16 protein-coding genes are annotated in these 21,865 nt (G+C 44.9%); 4 read left to right on the top strand and 12 right to left on the bottom strand.

Features of this window, described 5'->3' with window-relative positions; translation table 11 throughout:
• Window positions 1–9: 9 nt before the first annotated feature.
• The 12 genes from ACERC7_RS01980 to pbp1b form a co-directional block, all read right to left on the bottom strand.
• Window positions 10–957: an ABC transporter substrate binding protein gene (locus ACERC7_RS01980; RefSeq protein ID WP_373665979.1), complete on the bottom strand. Its 948-nt coding sequence runs from the start codon at window positions 955–957 to the stop codon at window positions 10–12.
• Window positions 957–1,916 carry an ABC transporter substrate-binding protein gene (locus tag ACERC7_RS01975; protein WP_373666008.1) on the bottom strand — a complete coding sequence of 320 codons (960 nt, stop codon included), beginning with the start codon at window positions 1,914–1,916 and terminating at the stop codon, window positions 957–959. Before ACERC7_RS01975 ends, ACERC7_RS01980 begins: the two co-directional genes overlap by 1 nt.
• Window positions 1,917–2,307: 391 nt before the next feature.
• Window positions 2,308–3,114: an LD-carboxypeptidase LdcB/DacB gene (gene ldcB, locus ACERC7_RS01970; protein ID WP_373658025.1), complete on the bottom strand. Its 807-nt coding sequence runs from the start codon at window positions 3,112–3,114 to the stop codon at window positions 2,308–2,310.
• An 18-nt stretch (window positions 3,115–3,132) separates the two neighbouring features.
• Window positions 3,133–4,443 (bottom strand): ribosome biogenesis GTPase Der, encoded by a 1,311-nt coding sequence (gene der, locus ACERC7_RS01965; protein ID WP_373658024.1) that lies wholly within the window; start codon window positions 4,441–4,443, stop codon window positions 3,133–3,135.
• Between the two features lie 13 nt (window positions 4,444–4,456).
• A complete protein-coding gene (dnaI, locus tag ACERC7_RS01960) occupies window positions 4,457–5,356 on the bottom strand; it encodes a primosomal protein DnaI (RefSeq protein ID WP_373658023.1) in 900 nt (299 codons plus the stop codon).
• A 1-nt stretch (window position 5,357) separates the two neighbouring features.
• Window positions 5,358–6,515: a DnaD domain protein gene (locus tag ACERC7_RS01955; protein WP_373665978.1), complete on the bottom strand. Its 1,158-nt coding sequence runs from the start codon at window positions 6,513–6,515 to the stop codon at window positions 5,358–5,360.
• A complete protein-coding gene (nrdR, locus tag ACERC7_RS01950; protein ID WP_018367545.1) occupies window positions 6,505–6,993 on the bottom strand; it encodes a transcriptional regulator NrdR in 489 nt (162 codons plus the stop codon). The genes ACERC7_RS01955 and nrdR overlap by 11 nt, the downstream gene beginning before the upstream one ends.
• A 105-nt stretch (window positions 6,994–7,098) precedes the next feature.
• Window positions 7,099–10,734, bottom strand: coding sequence for a DNA-directed RNA polymerase subunit beta' (rpoC, locus tag ACERC7_RS01945; protein ID WP_373665977.1), 3,636 nt, complete (start codon window positions 10,732–10,734; stop codon window positions 7,099–7,101).
• A 48-nt stretch (window positions 10,735–10,782) separates the two neighbouring features.
• Window positions 10,783–11,076 (bottom strand): hypothetical protein, encoded by a 294-nt coding sequence (locus ACERC7_RS01940; RefSeq protein WP_373658019.1) that lies wholly within the window; start codon window positions 11,074–11,076, stop codon window positions 10,783–10,785.
• Window positions 11,077–11,145: 69 nt separating this feature from the next.
• Window positions 11,146–14,775 carry a DNA-directed RNA polymerase subunit beta gene (gene rpoB, locus ACERC7_RS01935; RefSeq protein ID WP_373665976.1) on the bottom strand — a complete coding sequence of 1,210 codons (3,630 nt, stop codon included), beginning with the start codon at window positions 14,773–14,775 and terminating at the stop codon, window positions 11,146–11,148.
• Window position 14,776: 1 nt separating this feature from the next.
• A complete protein-coding gene (locus ACERC7_RS01930) occupies window positions 14,777–14,926 on the bottom strand; it encodes a hypothetical protein (RefSeq protein ID WP_018367549.1) in 150 nt (49 codons plus the stop codon).
• Between the two features lie 147 nt (window positions 14,927–15,073).
• A complete protein-coding gene (pbp1b, locus tag ACERC7_RS01925; protein ID WP_373665975.1) occupies window positions 15,074–17,464 on the bottom strand; it encodes a penicillin-binding protein PBP1B in 2,391 nt (796 codons plus the stop codon).
• Window positions 17,465–17,833: 369 nt separating this feature from the next.
• On the opposite strand from pbp1b, the gene ACERC7_RS01920 reads away from it, so the two are divergent.
• From ACERC7_RS01920 to ACERC7_RS01905, 4 genes are all read left to right on the top strand, one after another.
• Window positions 17,834–18,736 (top strand): HAD family hydrolase, encoded by a 903-nt coding sequence (locus ACERC7_RS01920; RefSeq protein ID WP_373658016.1) that lies wholly within the window; start codon window positions 17,834–17,836, stop codon window positions 18,734–18,736.
• Between the two features lie 359 nt (window positions 18,737–19,095).
• Window positions 19,096–19,827 (top strand): metal ABC transporter ATP-binding protein, encoded by a 732-nt coding sequence (locus tag ACERC7_RS01915; RefSeq protein WP_373659912.1) that lies wholly within the window; start codon window positions 19,096–19,098, stop codon window positions 19,825–19,827.
• Window positions 19,820–20,662 (top strand): metal ABC transporter permease subunit, encoded by an 843-nt coding sequence (locus ACERC7_RS01910; RefSeq protein ID WP_373665974.1) that lies wholly within the window; start codon window positions 19,820–19,822, stop codon window positions 20,660–20,662. The genes ACERC7_RS01915 and ACERC7_RS01910 overlap by 8 nt, the downstream gene beginning before the upstream one ends.
• Entirely contained in the window at window positions 20,659–21,591 is a 933-nt protein-coding gene (locus tag ACERC7_RS01905) for a metal ABC transporter substrate-binding lipoprotein (protein ID WP_373658013.1), read from the top strand. Before ACERC7_RS01910 ends, ACERC7_RS01905 begins: the two co-directional genes overlap by 4 nt.
• Window positions 21,592–21,865: the final 274 nt, after the last annotated feature.

Below are 21,865 nucleotides of genomic sequence, written 5' to 3'. Positions count from 1 at the left end.
TTCTAAGATTTAGTTAGTCGTAAGAGCTGAAAGGTCAAGGTCCAGCTTGTCGGCCATATCCTGATTGACATAGAGTTCTAAATGCTCAGGTAACTCAACTGACAGACGAGCAGGTTGTTCCCCAGATAGGATTTTAACCGCTTGACGAGCGGTTTGAGCACCTAGTTTTTGGTAATCCGTTCCGTAGGTGAGAAGTCCACCGACTTTCACCATATCAATAGAACCCCCAACAATCGGTACCTTCTTCTCAATGGATAATTGCCCCAACAGCGCCATGGTTGATGCAATTGTGTTATCTGTCGGCACAAAAACCACATCAACTGTTGACATTAAGCTACTCGCTGCATCCTGAACATCATTGGTGCTTGAAATACCTTTTTTATAGACGGTGTAACCTGCTGCTTTAAGGGCTGCTTCTGCTTGTTTGACCTGAACTTCCGAATTGGATTCATTGGTGGTATAGAGGATACCGACTTTTTTAGCAGATGGCAGAGCTTGTTTGATGAGCTCAACTTGCTTACCAATCGGTGCTTGGTCACTCGTACCAGTCAAAAGACCGCCAGGTTTTTCCAAACTCTCAACTAAGTCTGCCGATGCAGGATCCGTCACAGCCGTAAACAAAATCGGCGTCTCTGTGCTTGCTAGAGCCAAAGACTGAGCCGCAGGAGTTGCGATACCAAGTACCAAATCACTATCTGCAACCAGTCGCTCAGATACGGTCTGAAGTTGTGATTGATCCCCTTGGGCATTTTGATAATCCCACTCGATCGTGTAACCCTGCTGTTCTAATTCTGTTTCAAATCCCTGACGGGCTGCTGTCAAAGACTCATGCTCGACATATTGGAGAATGCCGACTTTAACAGTCTTTCCTGATGAGGAACTACTATCCGTCTGCTGACAAGCTGCCAGGGTCACTGCTAACAAACCAATGCTCAAATACTTGACTAAATCTTTCATTATTTTTCTTTTCCTATCTGTTTAATTGTTTCTGGGTTAAGCCCAAGTAATTTTGCCATATCTTCATTAACTGCAATACTAGTAGCATCTGGGCTTTTAACGCTTAATTCAGAAGGCTTTTCCCCTTTTAAAATCTGCACCGCTAATTCTCCAGCTTGTTTTCCAACGGCTTTAAAATCAACTCCTGAGGTCAATAAAACACCTTCTAACACCGCTTCATCACTACCAAGAGCAGGAACCTTTGCTTCTCTTAAGACATCACCTATCGTAGCAATGGTTGAAGCAACTGTATTATCTGTTGGGAGGTAGATGGCATCAACTTGAGTTGCCAGCTGACTCATCACCTGTTGCACATCATTGGTGCTGGTCACGGTTTTTTCAATAACTTCTAAACCTTGTTGTTCTAAGGCTTTTTTTGCCACCTTAGCCTGCGATTCTGAGTTCACCTCACTGGAATTATAAAAGATGCCGATTTTTTTGGCTGTTGGAAACAGTTTGGTGAGTAGTTCAACTTGTTTAGCCACATCTAGAGCATCTGTCGACCCCGTCATATTGCCGCCAGGTTGCTCCAAGCTCTTGACCAAACCAGCTGCTACAGGGTCAGTGACTGCGGTAAATAGAGCAGGTGTGCTATCATCGACAGTCAACAGACTTTGAGCAGCAGGCGTGGCAATGGCAAGATGGAGATCATTTTGCCCAGCCAGTTTCTCAACCATCGTTTGGAGATTACTCTGATCAGCCTGAGCATTTTGCAAGGTTACCTTGAGGTTATCTCCTTCTGTGTAACCAGCTTCTTGTAGGGCTTCTAAAAAGCCTTCACGCGCCGCATCGAGGGCAGGATGTTCAGCATACTGGATAATCCCCAGCTTCACTTTATCATCTGTCATTTTCCCACAAGCAGCTAAGACAACCGCTCCAAAACTCATAACGACGAGCATTTTTAAGGACTTAAAAAACATCATTTTCCTCTTTCTATTCATTAAGCACAACAGAAAACCACTTAGAAAATTCTAAGTGGTTAACCGAGGATTGTATAAAACATACAAAACAGGTAGGCCTGTCCACTTAGATTTTTTCATCTATGTGGACAAACAACTCAAATAGCCATGACCCCATAGATACAAACAACTGTTTGGTCTGTTTGCATCTATGCCTGGCATAAACACAAACACTATCTAAAGTAGCCATAGTAAAATGCTGCTGCGACGGTGATCGTGCGGTTAGTTAACATACCTTTTTCCTCCTTGATTTATTTTTTATTATTCTATGCCTTTTTTTCTCGTTTGTCAAGCTTTTTTGACATTTTTTTAATGTTGAGATGATTGCCAAGTGGTCGACAGCAACAATGACTTAATAGTCACCGCCTTCAACCCCGTAATACTCTTCTAGGGTTAGGCCTGATTGGTAAACTTCGGTGGCTTCCTGACCGATGTAGCGAACATGCCAGCTCTCAGCCATATAACCTGTGATATTCTCCTTGCCTGGCAAATAGCGCACCACAAAACCATAGTGGTGAGCATTGTTTGCCAACCATTGACTAGCAGCAGGCTCTTCCAGAAGCTGCCCTGAAGCATCTAAAACATCAAAAGCCAAACCTGTCTGGTGTTCACTGTAGCCTGGTCTAGCCGAATAACGGTCAGCAGCGGCTTGTCCATCTTGATTAACATAGCTCTGATAGAGGCTGGCTTGATAATCATAACTTCTAAATCCGCTGTAATTGTCCGACACACTAAAACCTGCTGCTCGCATGGCGCCCAAAAGCTCCCTAAAGGCAGCACCAGCTACCCCATCTTCACCAGGATTATAATCGGCTGCCAAAGGGTGTTTCTTATTGACAATGATCACATCGCCATATTTACCACGAACACTGTGGTAAAAACCCGTTGATGGAGTGCTTGCTGCTTGAGAAGCAGCTGTTTCAGTCTCAGGCTTGTCTTCAGAGACAGGGGTATTTTCTTGAGAACTTTTTGGGCTCTCTTGGGACATGGCAGAGCTGTTAGACGATGATTGATCCTGAGCTTTTTGACTGTCTGCTACTTTAGACACTGTGGTTGACGAGGCTGACGATTTAGCTGTTGACGTCGTCTCTGTTTGCTTGTTCCCACAGGCAGTCAACAAAATCAAGCCACAAGCCAAAATGATAACCTTACTTTTCATCTTATTTCCCTTTCTCGGCTACTGCCGCTTACGTGCAATCAGATGGATTGGGGTTCCTTCAAACTTGAAAGCGGCGCGGATTTGGTTTTCTAAGAAGCGCATATAAGAGAAGTGCATGAGTTCTTCCTCGTTGACAAAAACAACGAAGGTCGGTGGCTTGACCGTCACTTGGGTGGCGTAAAAGATTTTCAGTCGTTTGCCCTTGTCGGTCGGTGTCGGATTGATCGCAACAGCATCCATGATGACATCGTTGAGCACTGCAGATGGGATACGCATGTTCTGGCTTTCAGAAATCCGCTTAATCAGCTCTGGTAACTTGTGCAGGCGTTGCTTGGTCACGGCTGACACAAAGATAATCGGTGCATAAGATAGGAACTGGAAGTTATCTCGAATATCGGCCTCCCACTGACTAACGGTGTGGTTGTCTTTTTCCAAGGTGTCCCACTTGTTCACCACGATGATGAGACCTTTTCCTGCCTCATGGGCAAAGCCAGCAATCCGCTTGTCGTACTCACGAATGCCTTCTTCGGCATTGATGACGAGCAAGACAACATCTGAGCGGTCAATGGCCCGCATGGAGCGCATGACAGAGTATTTCTCCGTATTCTCGTAGACCTTACCAGATTTGCGCAGACCTGCGGTATCAATCATGATGTACTCTTGCCCCTCGCTATCGGTAAAGCTAGTGTCAATAGCATCGCGCGTTGTCCCTGCAATCGGGCTAGCAATCACACGGTCTTCTCCCAAAATAGCGTTAATTAGACTTGACTTGCCGACATTTGGACGGCCAATCAGGCTGAATTTGATGATATCTGGATTTTCCTCAACTTCTTCTGCGGGCAGATTGTCCACGATGGCATCCAAGACGTCACCTGTCCCAATCCCGTGGACAGACGACACAGGGTAGGGATCACCCAGACCCAGTGAGTAGAAATCGTAAATCTCGCTTCGCATCTCGGGGTTGTCAACCTTGTTAACTGCTAAGATAACAGGCTTATTGGTCTTGTAGAGGATACGGGCGACATACTCATCGGCATCAGTCACACCTTCTTTACCTGACACAACAAAGACGATAACATCAGCCTCCGTCATAGCAATATCTGCTTGGTGCTTGATTTGCTCCATGAATGGCGCATCAACATCGTCAATACCGCCTGTATCAATAATGGAAAATTTGCGGTTGAGCCAGTCAGCTGTCGTGTAAATACGGTCACGCGTCACACCTTCCACGTCTTCAACGATGGAAATTCGCTCCCCTGCGATACGATTAAATAACGTCGATTTTCCTACATTAGGGCGCCCGACGATGGCGACGGTTGGTAAAGCCATGTGTTCTCACTTTCTAGCGTCGATTTTTCCCCAAAAGATGGAGCTCCTTAGCCACGGCACGAATTCGTTCCAAAACTCGTTTGGCCTGCCAAGTTTCATCCCCTTGCTTGCTTTGAGCTAATTTTTTCTCTAAATCCTCTAAACTGTAATTGGACGTAAAAAAAGTCGGCAATTCCTCCAGCATACGGTATTGCAAAATGACCTGTAAGACGTCATCACGCACCCAGCTGGTTGAAGTTTCCGCACCGATATCATCTAATATCAGAACGGGAGCAGCCTTGACATCATCAATTTTCTCCTTAACAGAGCTTGTCGAGATGGCATTTTTGACATCAACCACAAAGGTAGGGTAGTGAAGCATAGTCACTGCCACACCTTTTTGAACGGACAATTCTCTAGCTAAACCAGCTAGCAAGAAGGATTTCCCTACTCCCATATTCCCGTAAAGATAAATGCCTTTTTGAACATTTGGATAAGCTTGCAAGAACTGACTCAGCTCTGCCAATAACGTAATACGGTTAGGATCACTAAAATCAATATCTGAAAAACTGATGTACTGATAGGATTTTGGGAGATTGATAAGCTTGATACGGTCTGTTGCCTCTACTTGTTGCTGACGATGGATCAGTTCTTTTGTTTCACGATAGGTCACATCAGCATAGCCCTCATTCATCACCAAAATTGGCTCATAACCTTTGGCTAAATAGTCTGGTGATTGGCTGATGAAACGCTCTTTTTCTTGGCGGTACTGGTTGAATTTGGGCAGGCTTCGTTCAATCGTTGCCCGATCCAGCTGATGAGTCACGATAAAGTTAGCGACATCAGGATGAGCCAGAACATCCTGTAAGACCTGTTCTTGGTCTTGCAAAAATTTTGGCATCTTACTTGATAAGGTGTCTCCAATTTTTTTCATCTTATTCCTCCCTTCCTGATTGTCCCAACATCTGACGTTTTAGCTCTTCTAGTTGCTCTTGTTCTTCTTGACTGGACTCCGTTTTATAGTCTTGATGACTCCAGCTTGGCACATTGGTTTGAGGGTTGCTGCCGGCCTTTGGTTTAGCGGATGACTGTGGCTTTTGTTGCCAATAAAGCAGAGCTTGCTCTCCTGTTTTGATGTCCTTATAGGAAAAATCATTGGCAATCTTCATCAAATAAACCTTGTTAAGATTAGCAGACTTGGTGCGTTGTAAGGTGTAGAGCACCATGAGATTGATCACGTCATCTAAAAAGCCCATCTGTGCCAATTCGCGTAGCAACTGACGCTCCTGATCGGTGACCATCGCCTTTCTCATTTTTTTCAAGGTAGACAGGTAAACTTCTGGAGCATGGCTTTGCGCCGTTTTTAGAGCAGCTTGTTCCTCACGAGTTAGACCAGTACTCTGACTCGGTTGCTCTTGTTGTTCCTGTTTAGCACGCAAGCGAACCAGTGATAGTTGACCCTTAACTGCTGTGGCTTTGGCTAACTGATAAGTATCAAACCAGGTCAGACCATTCTCCTCAGCAAAATGATAAAGACCTAAGACATCCGTTTGTTCGTTGTCAAAGTAGAGACCATCTCGTCTCATCAGCTGCTTGAAATGCTCGAGATCAAAGTTAATATCAGCTTGTTTGGGATGATGATAGACTTCTCCGCGATCAGAAAATACTTCTGAAAAACGTTTGGTCTGATCAACGGCCTCGACTGGCAAGGTCATTTGTAAATCTTCCACAGCAACTTCCCCGATATAGCTGCTTAGCAGGCTACGATAAACAGCATTATTCAGAAAACTTTCCCTATCCAAGGGGCTACTAAGCTTAATCAGATAGGTTTGATGGTGTTGATAAAACTTGATTAAACCTAAAGCCCCCAGTTTATCAAAAGCAGTCCGTAAACGGTCAAATCCAAACTGCAAGTGGTTAAGCAGTTCGGTAAAAGGGTGCAATGCTCTGCCATTATCAAAAAAATGAACCAGATAATTGTACACCAAATAAGCGTCTGCACCCATAAGCGGCTGATAAAGTTGTAACAAACTAGCCTGATCAGGGTAGACACAGTTATTTTTTAGATAGGAGAAGGTATCGTTAGGCTTCATCGGAACGCCGTCCCTTCTTGCTACGAACCCTCTTAGTAATCTGTTGCAATAATTCCTCAATCTCGTCAACGTCCTTAAAGCTCCGGTAAACAGAGGCGAAACGAACGTAGGTGATTTCGTCTAATTCTGCCAGCTCATCCATAACAAGATTGCCGATATGGGTCGAGGGAACCTCACGTTCAAAGGTCTGACGCAAAGACTGCTCGATGCGGTCAACAACCCCCTCTAGGTCATCGCTAGAGACAGGGCGTTTCTGGGCACTACGCAAAATACCGTTAAAAATCTTATCCCGGGAAAACTCTTCTCGCGTCCCATCTTTTTTTATCACCAACAAGGGTATTTCTTCCAATCGCTCAAAAGTTGTGAACCGATTTTGACACTCATCGCAAGACCTGCGACGACGGATGGCTGTGCCTTCTTCCGCTTGACGACTATCGACAACACTTGATTTGGTGCAATGGCATTTCGGACAACGCATAGTCCCCTCCTTGATGGCTTTATTTGTTTTATTATAACATAAAATACCCCTAAACACTAGAAAACAAAAACCTATCTTGCCTAAGCAAGATAAGTTTTGTCAGAACTATTCTGAAACAGTTTCGGTAACCTCAACTGGTGCAATATCTTCTAAGATTTCGATATCGTTGACTGCCTGAGGTTCAATGTTACGATAACGGAACATACCAGTACCAGCTGGAATGGTCTTACCGATGATAACATTCTCCTTGAGACCCAGCAAGTGGTCACGTTTACCACGGATAGCGGCATCAGTGAGGACACGAGTTGTCTCTTGGAAGGATGCGGCAGAAAGGAAGGAATTAGTCTCCAGAGAGGCCTTGGTAATTCCCATCAGCACAGGACGAGCGGTTGCTGGGATTTGTCCAGCAATCACGTACTCCGCATTGGCATCAGTAAAGTCTGCGATGTCCATAAGAGTACCAGGCAGAAGGTCTGTATCCCCTGGATCCATGACACGTACTTTGCGGAGCATTTGACGCACCATCACCTCAACGTGTTTATCACCGATTTCTACCCCTTGGCTACGGTAAACTTTTTGTACTTCTGCAAGGAGATAGGTCTCTACAGAAAGGGTATCACGGACTTCTAACAAGCGTTTTGGCTGGATGGACCCTTCTGTCAGCGCTTGACCACGGTTGACAAAGTCACCTTCGTTGACTGTCAGACGAGCAGTGAACGGTACTTGGTACTCACCCATGCCAGTCTGCCCTTTGACGTAAACCTTCTTGGTCCGAGTGCTAGCGTCCTCATCGATTTGTACCACCTCACCTTTAACTTCGGTGATGACCGCTTCCCCTTTAGGGTTACGGGCTTCAAAGATTTCTTGGATACGTGGCAAACCTTGGGTGATGTCGGTGTTTGAGGCCACACCACCCGTGTGGAAGGTCCGCATGGTCAACTGGGTACCAGGCTCACCGATAGATTGAGCGGCGATAGTACCAACTGCTTCACCAACTTCAACCGCATCACCAGTCGCCAAGTTGATACCGTAACAATGACGGCAGACACCGTGACGGGTGTTACATGTAAAGACGGAACGGATGGTGACTTCTTCAACACCAGCTTGGCTGATTTCAGCCGCCTTAGCTTCCGTAATCAACTGATTAGGACCGATGATAACCGCACCTGTTTCAGGATGCTTAACTGTTTTCTTGGTGTAACGACCAGCCAGACGTTCTTGAAGGGTCTCGGTCACTTCCTTACCATTGGTAATGGCTGTGATGGTCAAGCCACGATCAGTTCCACAGTCATCCTCACGAATGATAACATCCTGCGCCACATCAACCAGACGGCGAGTCAGGTAACCTGAGTCCGCAGTCTTGAGGGCGGTATCGGTCATTCCCTTACGAGCACCGTGGGTAGAGAAGAACATCTCGAGTACCGACAGACCCTCACGGAAGTTAGACAGGATTGGCAATTCCATGATACGACCGTTTGGCGCCGCCATCAGACCACGCATACCGGCCAACTGGGAGAAGTTTGAGATGTTACCACGAGCTCCAGAGTCCATCATCATAACGATTGGGTTCTTCGGATCTTGGGTTTCAACCAAGCGTTTTTCCAGAGCTTCCTTGGCCTCACGCCAAGTCGTCGTAACAGCGATATAACGATCCGTATCGGTCATCAAACCACGACGGAAGGCCAAATTAAGCTGCTCCACTCGGTCGTGCGCTTGTTCGATAATCTCTTGCTTGTTGTCAATGACAGGAATATCCGCCACACCAACCGTCAAGCCAGCAAGGGTAGAATGATGGTAACCCAAGTCTTTCAAGCGGTCAAGGAAGGCAGACGTTTCTGTCGTTCTCAAGCGTTTGAAAGTCTCTGCAATGATATGCCCCAAATTTTTCTTTTTAAATGGTTGGTTCAATGGCAGAGCTTTAATAACAGCTTTAATATCTTGACCTGATTCCAGGAAGTACTTATCTGGTGTCCCATCAGTCAGGTTAGCCATCGTTGGCTCTTGCAGATAAGGCAGGTCATCTGGGATAACTTTGTTAAAGATGATTTTCCCAACAGTTGTCATCAGAATCTTATGACGCTGGTCATCTGTCCAAGGCTTATCAGGCATACTATCAACAGCGATACCAACACGGCTGTGCAGGTGAACAATACCATTTCGCCAAGCCATAACAGCCTCATCATAGTCCTTGAAGACCATGCCTTCTCCTTCGCGACCCTCGTCTTCCATGGTCAAATAATAGTTACCAAGAACCATGTCCTGAGATGGCGTTACAACTGGTTTACCATCTTTCGGGTTGAGGATGTGTTCCGCCGCCAACATCAGGAGACGAGCTTCTGCCTGTGCTTCTTCAGATAATGGCACGTGAATAGCCATCTGGTCACCGTCAAAGTCGGCGTTGTAAGCCTCACACACCAACGGGTGCAGACGAAGCGCACGTCCGTCGATTAGGACAGGCTCAAAGGCCTGAATTCCCAAACGGTGAAGGGTCGGTGCGCGGTTAAGGAGCACTGGGTGTTCTTTGATAACCTCTTCCAAAATATCCCAGATGCGCTCATCCCCACGTTCCACCATACGTTTTGCCGCCTTGACGTTTCCAGCCAAGTCACGAGCAACGATTTCTCGCATGACGAATGGTTTGAAGAGTTCAATCGCCATCTCACGTGGGACACCACATTGGTACATCTTCAAGTTTGGTCCAACAGCGATAACGGAACGCCCTGAGAAGTCAACCCGCTTACCAAGTAGGTTTTGACGGAAACGCCCTTGTTTACCCTTGAGCATGTGGCTAAGGGATTTTAGAGGACGGCTACCAGGTCCTGTGATCGGACGACCACGTCGACCGTTATCAATCAAAGCATCAACCGCCTCTTGCAACATCCGTTTTTCGTTCTGAACAATGATGCCTGGGGCATGAAGCTCCAAAAGACGAGCCAAGCGGTTGTTACGGTTGATCACACGACGGTAGAGGTCATTGAGGTCAGAGGCCGCGAAACGACCACCATCCAGCTGCACCATTGGGCGCAAATCTGGTGGAATAACTGGCAGGATGTTAAGGATCATCCATTCAGGCTTGTTACCAGACTTGTGAAAGGCATCCAGCACATCCAAACGACGAACGATTTTGACCCGTTTTTGCCCTGTTGCTGATTTTAGCTCTTCCTTTAGAGCAGCAATTTCAGTTGGCAAATCCACTTGCTTGAGCAAGTCTTGGATGGCTTCTGCCCCCATTTTTGCCACGAAAGAGCCGTGACCGTACTCCATGAGTTTTTCACGGTATTCGCGTTCGGTCAAAAGAGATTTGTGCTCAAGCGGTGTTTCCATCGGATCGATAACCACGTAGGCCGCAAAGTAGATGACCTCTTCCAACGCACGTGGGCTCATATCCAAGGTCAAGCCCATCCGAGATGGGATACCTTTAAAATACCAGATGTGAGAAATCGGCGCCTTGAGTTCAATGTGTCCCATGCGTTCACGACGGACCTTGGCACGAGTGACTTCAACACCACAGCGGTCACAGACAATGCCCTTGTAACGAATACGTTTGTATTTGCCACACGCACACTCCCAGTCTTTGGTCGGTCCAAAAATGACCTCATCAAAGAGACCTTCGCGCTCTGGTTTTAGGGTTCGGTAGTTGATAGTTTCTGGCTTTTTCACTTCACCATAGGACCATGAACGAACCTTGCTGGGTGATGCCAGAGTGATTTGCATACTTTTAAAACGATTTACGTCAACCACTACATTTTACCTTTCTTAATTTCTGCTATACAAAAGAATAAGGGAAATTTATCTTGTTTCAAAGGAAATTAGCTGTGAGCCTTTGGTGACTAATAAGCCTTGTTGACCCTCAACAAGCTGGTCATAGAGCTCTTTTGAAATGTCTTGAGTCCAGTGATGCCCACTGCTGTCTTCGAGAACCAAAAAGCAACGTGAACGTGGGAACAAGGTTAGGAGGTTATACTTCTTGAACTTTTTCACCACCTTGACCTCTCGTTGATTGATTGGTGCCTTTTTATTTTTCAAGTACAACAAGGACTGCAATATGGCACAAACAACTAGTGGCACTAAAACACTTCTCATACACTAATGTCCTTCTCAACTCGCAAGAAGTTTGGACTAGGCGAGGGCCGCCTAGTCAGCTTCTTATTATTAATTTTCTAATGCTGCCTCATCTTCTTCAGCTTCTTCGTCAACCTGTTCCGTTGTCTTACCTTCTTGTTCTGCCAATTCACGAGCAAAGGCTTCTGCTTCACGTGCTTGACGCTCACGAGCTTTTTCAAGGTCATCAACGTGCATCACGTCATCATCTTCACCCTCGTCCAAATCACGAAGTTCGACTTCATTATCATCCTCATCAAGGACACGCATGTCAAGACCAAGTGACTGCAATTCTTTAACAAGAACGCGGAAGGATTCTGGCACGCCTGGTTTTGGAATTGGCTTACCTTTAGTGATGGCTTCATAGGCTTTGAGACGACCCGTCACATCATCTGACTTGTAGGTCAAGATTTCTTGAAGGACATTTGATGCACCATAAGCTTCCAGCGCCCAAACTTCCATCTCACCAAAACGCTGACCACCGAACTGAGCTTTACCACCGAGCGGTTGCTGGGTAACCAGTGAGTATGGACCAACTGAACGGGCATGGAGCTTGTCGTCAACCATGTGGTGGAGTTTGATCATATACATGACCCCAACTGAGACACGGTTATCAAACGGCTCACCTGTCCTTCCGTCGTAGAGAACAGTCTTAGCATCGCTATCCATGCCAGCTTCTTTAACAGTTGACCAGAGATCTTCTGAAGTCGCTCCGTCAAAGACTGGGGTCGCAATGTGGATACCTAGGTTTTTAGCCGCCATTCCGAGGTGAAGTTCCATAACCTGACCGATGTTCATCCGTGATGGTACCCCGAGCGGGTTGAGCATGATGTCAACTGGTGTTCCATCTGGCAGGTATGGCATATCCTCAACTGGAACAATACGCGATACGACACCTTTGTTCCCGTGACGTCCCGCCATCTTATCACCCACTTTGATTTTACGCTTCTGAGCGATGTAGACACGTACTAGTTTATTAACGCCAGATGGCAGTTCATCACCGTTGGCACGAGTAAAGATTTTAACATCGCGAACAACACCATCACCACCGTGCGGTACACGTAGAGAGGTATCGCGCACTTCACGTGACTTGTCTCCAAAGATAGCATGGAGGAGACGCTCCTCAGCTGAGAGGTCTTTTTCACCTTTCGGTGTTACCTTACCAACGAGAATATCGCCCTCTTTAACTTCAGCACCAATACGAATAATCCCGACTTCATCAAGATCACGAAGAGCATCTTCACCGACGTTTGGAATCTCGCGAGTAATCTCTTCAGGGCCTAACTTGGTATCACGAGTTTCACTTTCATATTCTTCCAAATGGACAGAGGTATAAACATCCTCTTTGACCAAGCGTTCACTCATGATGACCGCATCTTCGAAGTTATAACCTTCCCAGGTCATGTAGGCAACGATTGGGTTTTGACCAAGCGCCATCTCGCCATTTTCCATAGAAGGACCATCAGCGATGAAGTCCCCTTTTTCAACCAAGTCACCCACCTTAACCAAGGTTCGTTGGTTATAGGCTGTTCCTGAGTTTGAACGGCGGAATTTGGTAATTTTGTAAACGTCAAGGCTACCATCGTTACGACGAACCTCAACCTTATCTGCATCAGAATAGACAACTTTACCATCATGTTGGGCGATGACAGCTGCCCCAGAGTCGTGGGCTGCCTGGTATTCCATCCCTGTTCCCACATAAGGGGCTTTAGGGTCAATCAGAGGAACGGCCTGACGTTGCATGTTAGCTCCCATCAGAGCACGGTTGGAGTCATCGTTTTCAAGGAACGGAATACATGCTGTCGCCACAGCAACAACCTGCTTCGGAGACACATCAACGAAGTCAACAATGTCTGCTGGGAATTCTTGGTTGTTACCTTGATGACGTCCCATGACAACTTCTTCTGCAAAAGTATTGTCGTCATTGAGACGAGAATTAGCCTGCGCAACAGTGAACTCATCTTCTTCATCAGCTGTCAGCCAGAAGATATCATTGGTGACCTGACCAGTTGCACGGTCAACCTTACGATACGGTGTTTGGATAAAACCATAACGGTTAAGACGTCCAAACGAAGACAAGTTGTTGATCAACCCAATGTTTGGACCTTCTGGCGTCTCAATCGGACACATCCGACCATAGTGGGTGTAGTGTACGTCCCGTACCTCGTAACCCGCGCGGTCACGCGTCAAACCACCAGGACCAAGGGCGGATAGACGGCGTTTGTGGGAAAGTTCAGACAGCGGGTTATGCTGATCCATGAACTGTGAGAGCTGGGAAGAACCAAAGAACTCTTTGACCGCAGCGGTCACAGGGCGGATATTAATGATTTGTTGTGGTGTGAGAGCCTCGTTATCCTGAGCAGACATCCGCTCGCGCACATTGCGCTCCATCCGTGATAATCCGACACGGAACTGGTTCGCTAGGAGCTCACCAACCGCACGGATACGACGGTTACCCAAATGGTCAATGTCGTCCACCTTGCCAATACCTTCTGCCAAGTTGAGGAAGTAACTCATCTCTGCCAAAATGTCTGCTGGGGTCAAGGCACGCACCTTGTCTTCTGGATTGGCGTTGCCGACAATCGTTACCACACGATCTGGATCAATAGGGGACACGACCTTGAATTTCTGTAAGAGGATCGGTTCAGTTAGCACAGCAAAATCATTTGGCGTATAGACAAATTTGTTAAGATCCCCATCCAAGTGTTCTGCGATACCATCGATCACCTCGCGGGTCATCAAGGTACCAGATGCCACCAAAATCTCCCCCGTTTCAGGGTCAACGAGGTTTTCAGCAATGACTTGGTTAAGCAAACGCGTCTTAACATTTAGCTTCTTGTTCATCTTGTAGCGACCAACAGCTGCCAAATCATAACGCTTGTAGTCAAAGAAGCGAGCAATTAAGAGAGCTCTTGAACTTTCAGCCGTTTTTGGTTCACCTGGACGTAGGCGCTCATAAATTTCTTTAAGCGCCTCTTCTGTACGAGCATCGGCTGGATTTTTATGGATATCTTTCTCAATCGTGTTACGAATTAAATCGCTGTCACCGAAAATGTCTATAATTTCATCATCACCAGAGAAGCCCAAAGCACGCACCAACGTCGTAAATGGAATCTTCCTTGTGCGGTCAATACGCGTATAGGCGATATCTTTAGAGTCAGTTTCTAGCTCCAACCAAGCCCCACGGTTTGGAATAACTGTTGATCCGTAACCGACTTTCCCATTTTTGTCAACCTTGTCATTAAAGTAAACACCGGGTGACCGCACCAACTGAGAAACGATAATACGCTCTGCACCATTGATGATAAAAGTCCCCATCTCGGTCATCAACGGGAATTCACCAAAGAAGACCTCTTGAGTCTTGATTTCGCCAGTTTCCTTGTTAATCAAACGGAAAGTCACATAGAGTGGTGCTGAATAGTTCGCATCGTGAGAGCGTGCCTCTTCCAAATTATATTTTGGAGTTTTCAGCTCATACCCAACAAACTCAAGCTCCATGGTGTCGGTAAAGTTAGACACTGGAAGCACATCTTCGAAGACTTCCTTCAAGCCCGTGTTTAAAAAATCTTGAAAAGAATCTGTCTGAATTTCGATCAAATTAGGTAAGTCAAGTACTTCCTTGATGCGTGAAAAACTACGACGGGTCCGATGTTTCCCGTACTGAACGTTATGTCCTGCCAAGTTAAACTCCTTTGTACATAAGAATACGATGACCTGAACGGTCAAGTTTAGTTAACTGCATGATGGCGGTTTGACCGCCGCCTACGTCACGTAGGTTATTTGCCGTGGTCGCTGAAATGTCAGAATCTTTAAGTTTTAATGACAAAGCCATTTTCCCCTAAAAATAGGCACAAAAAGAGCAGCTAAATCTTGAAAAGCTCTGATTTAACTGCTGCTAGTCTTGATTGGACAAGATTTCAACCAAAACAAACGACAAATATCTTATGAATTATAACATATTTATCTTTTTTTGGCAAATTTATTGACCTATAGTTGTTGCCTCAGTTTGCGGTTCTGGTGCTGAACTAGTGGCACTAGAGGATGTGCTTGGGGCACTGTTGCTGGACGCACTGCTAGGGCTCGGTGTCTGAACCCCTACAATAGCTGTCCAAGCCTGCTGGCGGTCGCTAGCTGACCCTCCCACCATAAAATCACTAGTGGTCACAGGTGCTCCGTTTTTAGCCCAGTAAGAAACCGTCGTCGCGCCTCCTACACTAATCTGTCGACCATTGACCATCACCGTGCCCGCTTGCATACCAGTGGAGGTAAGAACACTAGATGATATGGTCTCAGGCGCTAAATTGAAGCGCTGTTCTAATCCTAAAATTGACGGATCCGCCTGATGGATGGCATTGACCAATCGAGCAACATAAGTATGAGTGTGGCGACCTGAAATATTGCTCATAGGTGAATTATCATCATGACCAGCCCATGTGCCCAGGGTAACTGCCGGTGTACCAACCATTAACCACGAATCCACATTCTCATCACTGGTACCTGTTTTGCCAATCCAGTCTCCGTTTGGCAATTGAGGGTTCAAAGCACCAATTTCACGGATAAATGCCGTTGTCGCACCAGATCTTAGCGGTCCACGTAAAAGATGGGTCATAATCCCTGCTCCAGCAGGGGAGAAAATTCGCTCACCTTTGTCGTCGTACTCATAGATTACCGTGCCATCGTTTGCTGTTATTTTTTGGACAACATGTTTCTTATGATAAATACCGCCATTAGCAAGCATCTGATAGCCATTGGTCTGTTGAGCAACACTCATTTCTGCACCACCACCAATCGGCAAACTCTCAATGCTGTAGTCATCAAATTCATAGCCCATCTTGCTCATGTAACCCTCAACATCAACACCCCGTTTCCTCAGGAGCTTATAGGTCCAAAAAGCAGGGATATTGTAAGACATGTCCAGAGCATTTTGTAAAGTGACAGCTGCTGTTCCTCTGCTACCCACATACAAAATCGGTTGACCACTAGAGAAATTAGCAGGATAGTTAGATAGCACACTGGCGCTACCAATCAATCCTTGATCAATAGCGATGCCGTAAGGGAGGAGTGATTTGATGGTTGAACCTGGTGACCGTTTCGTATCAAAGGCGTGATTGTTTTGGTTATCAGCGTAGTTACGACCACCAACAAAACCAAGTACCGCCCCAGTTCGATTGTCCATGAGGACATTGCCTGTTTCTACAAGCCCTGTCCCATCATCCAAGAGGTGTCCAAGATTAGCAACCGTGTCCTGCATGGCCTGATGAACCGTTTTATGAATCGTCGTTGTGACATGGTAGCCTCCTAAAGCCAATTCTTCTTTAGCTTTTTCACGGTAGGCAGTTTGCACAGCATCACTTGTTTTATCTAAATCAGAAACGTTATCCCGCTTGAGCAAATAGTCGTAAAGCAGGTCCTCAGCCTCTTCCATGACTGTATAGTAGAGAAAGCCGTGGTTGGTCTCCTCAATCGCCTCTGGCTTCTTGAAATCCTGAGTGATATCGTATGCCACATAATCATCATAAGCCGGTTTATCAATAACACCCGTACGGTACATATTGTAGAGCACATTTTTAGCTCGTTTGATTCCTATCGCCATATCATCGGGTGTCTTAAAATTGCCATCCGATGTGTAAGGGGAATACACAATCGGACTCTGTGGTAAGCCCGCCAAAAATGCCGCCTGAGGAATCGTCAAATCTTTAGCAGATACCCCAAAAATCCCCTGAGCAGCCTCCTCTATACCTGCAATATTTTGACCTCGGTTGTTACGACCAAATGGCGACACATTGAGATAATTCGTCAAAATAGTGTCCTTGTCCATATGGCGTTCCAACTCTAAGGCATAAATCATTTCTTGCGACTTCCGCTTAAAAGTTGGCACATCGCCCAAGACCTGTTGCTTAATCAACTGCTGGGTCAAGGTTGAGCCACCACTAGTCTCACCGATGCTCAAAATCGTCGTCAGCGCCGCCCTCAAAACTGCCTTTGGCAAAACACCTTTATGAGTTGCGAAATTTTCATCTTCTGTAGAGACAATAGCGTGTTTAATATTGTCAGAAATAGCAGAGCTCTCTACAGGCGTTCGCAATAAATCGGTATCAATCGCAGCAATCAAGCTACCATCAGAGTAGGTTAACTGCGAAATCCGTGTGAAGGACCCTACTTGCTTGACTAACTTTTGAACCTCTGGCACTTTGGCCTGATCAATCTGACTCGCCAGGTAACCAAATGCCGTACCAATCCCCATCATACCAAACAATAAGGCTATAATGTATAAAAAATGAGACAATATCCTAACGGTCTGTAAAACAACTGAACCAATATCCCAAATGGTCAACTCCGACCAGGCTTTCTTACGATGACTTTTTTTCATAACATACCTCGATTTATATTATATCAAAAAACTCATTAAACACCAAAAATTTGCTGAACATCTTATCATCATTCTAAGACCTACCTACCAAACTTAAAAATTAAATAAACGCCCTGTACAAACAGATGTTTATATGACTTGCTTCTGTAAATTATTGGCTGATTTGAATATCACATCAAGTTAACCATTTTTTGTAAACAGCTGCTTATTGGTTCGTAAAACCAGACTTTTCGATTGATTAAGAGCTGTTGCATTAACAGTGTCCATTACAGTATTTAACAGACACATGACAGAAAAATAGCAGAGCTTGTTTGAATTTTTTTAGGAAAAATAGTATAATGTTTGAAGCATAATTAAAGGGGATAATGAATGATTACAGCGATTGTATTTGATGTAGATGATACCATTTATGACCAGCAGGCTCCTTATCGGATTGCTATGGAAAAATGCTTCCCAAACTTTGATATGAGCCAGATAAAACCTGCTTATATCCGATTTAGGCACTATTCCGATATCGGTTTTCCTCGTGTGATGGCTGGAGAGTGGACTGTCGAATACTTCCGCTTCTGGCGCTGCAAGGAAACACTGTTAGAGTTTGGGCACCCTGAGATTGATGAAGCAACTGGTACACACTTTCAGGAAGTCTATGAGCGGGAGTTAGATAACATCACCATGCTGGACGAGATGCGTCTGACACTAGATTTTCTCAAGTCCAAAGGTGTGCCTATGGGCGTTATCACCAATGGCCCGACAGAACACCAACTGAAAAAAGTTAAGAAACTCGGACTTTATGACTACGTTGAGCCTAAGCGTGTTATCGTGAGTCAGGCGACTGGCTTTCAAAAGCCTGAGCGTGAGATTTTTAACCTAGCTGCTCAGCAATTTGGCTTCAACCCAGCAACCACTCTCTATGTTGGAGACTCCTATGACAATGATGTCATGGGAGCTCATAATGGGGGCTGGCGCTCCATGTGGTTCAACCATCGTGGACGAACGTTAAAAAAGGGGACGACACCCGTTTTCGATTTAGAAATTGACAGTTTTGAACAACTTTATGGGGCAGTCAAAGTGCTGTTTGATTTGCCTGATAACAAATTTATCGTCGATGTCAACGATAAACGCAATCCAATTCTAGAGCTCGGCATCAACAACGGCCTGATGATGGCAGCTGAACGCCTGCTCGACAGCAATATGTCCATTGATAAGGTGGTTATCTTGCTAAGGCTGGACAAAAAGCAGGAGCGAATGCTCCGCATCAAGTACGGTCGATAAACAGTTGAATAGTCTATGCTAACATTAACATGAAGGAGACTGGGACAATAGTCCTGGTCTTTTCGTTTTAAGTTACAAAACACCTCAACCTATTTCAGCTAACAAGTACGACAACTACAGCGAACTTACTTTCCCAATTTACATCCACCAACTGCTATTCTTAGTTTGTTTATAAACTAACAACTCATCAGATTTTATTGTTCTGACGATTTAGCCCTCTACTATAGTGATACTTTCCAGAAAATCCTTGACTTTTTTGTGAAATTGTGTGATAATAAGGTGATTGTAATTATTGTTAACTGATTAATTTTTGAACGAATGTAACAGCATTCAACCTCTTTTATATAAGGAGATTAGTAATGATAATTATAGAACATCTCACCGTTACTTACGACGGTGACCAACTGGTCTTAGACGGTCTAACGTGTCAGATTGACCAGCCTGGCATTATTGGGATTATCGGTCCTAATGGTGCCGGCAAATCAACACTGATGAAGGCCATTCTAGGCTTTGTCCCCTTTCAGGGGAATGTGGCGATTGACGGACAGATGGGGGTAGCTGCACTCGAAAAAATCGCCTATGTCGAACAGAAAAGTCACATTGATGTCACCTTTCCGATGACTGTTCGGGAATGTGTCTCACTGGGATTTTATAAAAAGTTAGGGTTATTCAACAGCCTAACGACTTCACACTGGAAGAAAATTGATGACGTCCTCAGTCAAGTCGGTCTCACCGAACTATCAAAGCGTCCTATTTCAGCTTTATCAGGCGGTCAGTTTCAACGAATGCTGATTGCGCGTTGTTTGGTACAGGAAGCAGACTTTATCCTCTTAGATGAACCCTTTGTTGGCATTGATTCAGTGAGCGAAGCCATTATTATCGAGCTCCTCAAGGAACTGAAAAACGCTGGTAAAACCATCTTGGTGGTTCATCATGACTTGAGTAAGGTCAAGCAGTATTTCGACCATCTGCTTATTCTCAACAAAAAACTGGTGGCTTACGGTAAGGTGTCTGATGTATACACACCTGCTAATCTTCAAGCGGCTTATGGTGATCTTTTCTTCAGTCATGAGGAGGTGAGCCATGCTTAGTCATTTTATCGAAGCTGTCGCTTCTTACCAGTTTTTGCAAAATGCCTTAATCACAGCTGTCATCATAGGAGCTGTGGCAGGTATTGTTGGTTGCTTTATCATCCTACGGTCCATGTCTTTAATGGGGGACGCTATCTCTCATGCCGTTCTGCCTGGAGTAGCCATTTCTTACCTACTAGGACTGAACTATTTAGTCGGAGCTTTAGTGTTTGGCCTTTTAGCTTCTGTGCTCATCACCTTTGTTAAGGAGAATTCAACACTCAAAGGTGATACAGCGATTGGGATTATCTTTTCAGCTTTTTTGGCACTTGGAATTATCTTAATAAGCCTAGCACGAAGCTCAACAGATTTATTTCACATCCTATTTGGAAATGTCTTAGCCGTTCAGGATACTGACAAGTGGGCAGTTATTATCGTTTCGCTAGCAGTCCTTGCCATCATCGTGGTTTTCTTCAAACCATTGAAATTGACCTCTTTCGACCCTGTTTTGGCACAGTCTATGGGGATTAAGGTAAGTTTTTATCACTACTTACTCATGATTTGCCTAACCTTGGTGGCTGTGGTCGCCATGCAGAGTGTCGGTACTATTTTGATTGTTGCTTTGCTCATTACCCCCGCAGCAACAGCCTATTTATTTACGAACAGTCTCAAAAGCATGTTGCTTTTGTCTTCTATCTTGGGTATGTTCTCTTCTGCCTTAGGTATTTTTCTTGGTTATAGTTTTAACCTACCAGTTGGATCAAGTATTGTGCTAACTACCACTTTAATTTTCATTACTTCTTTCTTTATATCACCTAAACAAACACTTTTTAGAAATAAAGGAAAGAACACATGAAAAAATTACTTGGATATCTTAGTCTAGCTTTTACCTTGCTTTTGGTGGCTTGCTCACCAAACACCGGGCAAACTCAATCAACTGATAGCGGTAAGCTAAAGGTTGTAGTGACCAATTCAATTTTAGCGGACATGACCAAAAATATCGCTGGAGATTTGGTTGATTTACACAGTATTGTTCCGATTGGACAAGACCCACACGAATACGAGCCTTTGGCAGCTGATATTCAAAAAACAGCTGATGCTGATGTCATCTTTTACAACGGTCTAAACCTTGAGACTGGTGGTGATGCGTGGTTTACTAAACTGATCAAAACTGCCAATAAGGTTGAAAATAAAGACTACTTTGCTGTTAGTGACGGCGTTAAGGTCATTTACCTTGAAGGGCAAAACCAACAAGGTAAAGAGGACCCACATGCTTGGCTCAATGTTGAAAATGGCATCATCTATGCTCAAAACATTGCTAAAACATTGATGGATAAGGATCCAAACAATAAAGAGGCTTACCAAAAGAATCTGGACACTTATGTCGCTAAGCTCTCAGAACTAGACAAGACTGCTAAAGCTGCTTTTGCTGCCATCCCAGCAGAGAAAAAACTTATCGTGACCAGCGAAGGTGCCTTTAAATACTTCTCAGCATCCTACAACGTCCCATCAGCTTATATCTGGGAAATCAATACTGAAGAAGAAGGAACACCAGAACAAATTACAACATTAGTGGAAACTCTTAGAAAATCAAAAGTACCATCCCTTTTCATCGAATCATCTGTTGACCGTCGTCCGATGGAGACTGTTTCTAAAGACACAGGTATCCCTATTCACTCTGAAATCTTCACAGATTCAGTAGCGGAAAAAGGTCAAGAAGGTGATTCTTACTACGCCATGATGAAATGGAATCTGGAAAAAATTGCGGAAGGTTTGGCAAAATAAGCTAGACGACTACAAATGGTTTACCGCAACCAGCAAAAAAAGATTGGGCTTACTTCCCCAATTCTATCTCTTACAACATTATTACAATCCTTTAAGGAGCAGGCTTCGTACCTGCTTTTTTTAGTTCATTAAATAATCATTTTTCTCACAAAAAAGAGGCTCTATAATTTCTGTAGTGGGTAAATCCACCATGGAGATTATAGAGCCTTTTGAGTGTAGAAAAAAAGTTCCATATGACCTACAATGAAAAGTGCTTAAACAACTCATTAGAAAG

Source organism: Streptococcus sp. E17BB (genome assembly GCF_041807725.1).
GTDB lineage: Bacteria > Bacillota > Bacilli > Lactobacillales > Streptococcaceae > Streptococcus > Streptococcus entericus.
This window is presented reverse-complemented; position numbering and strand designations above follow the sequence as displayed.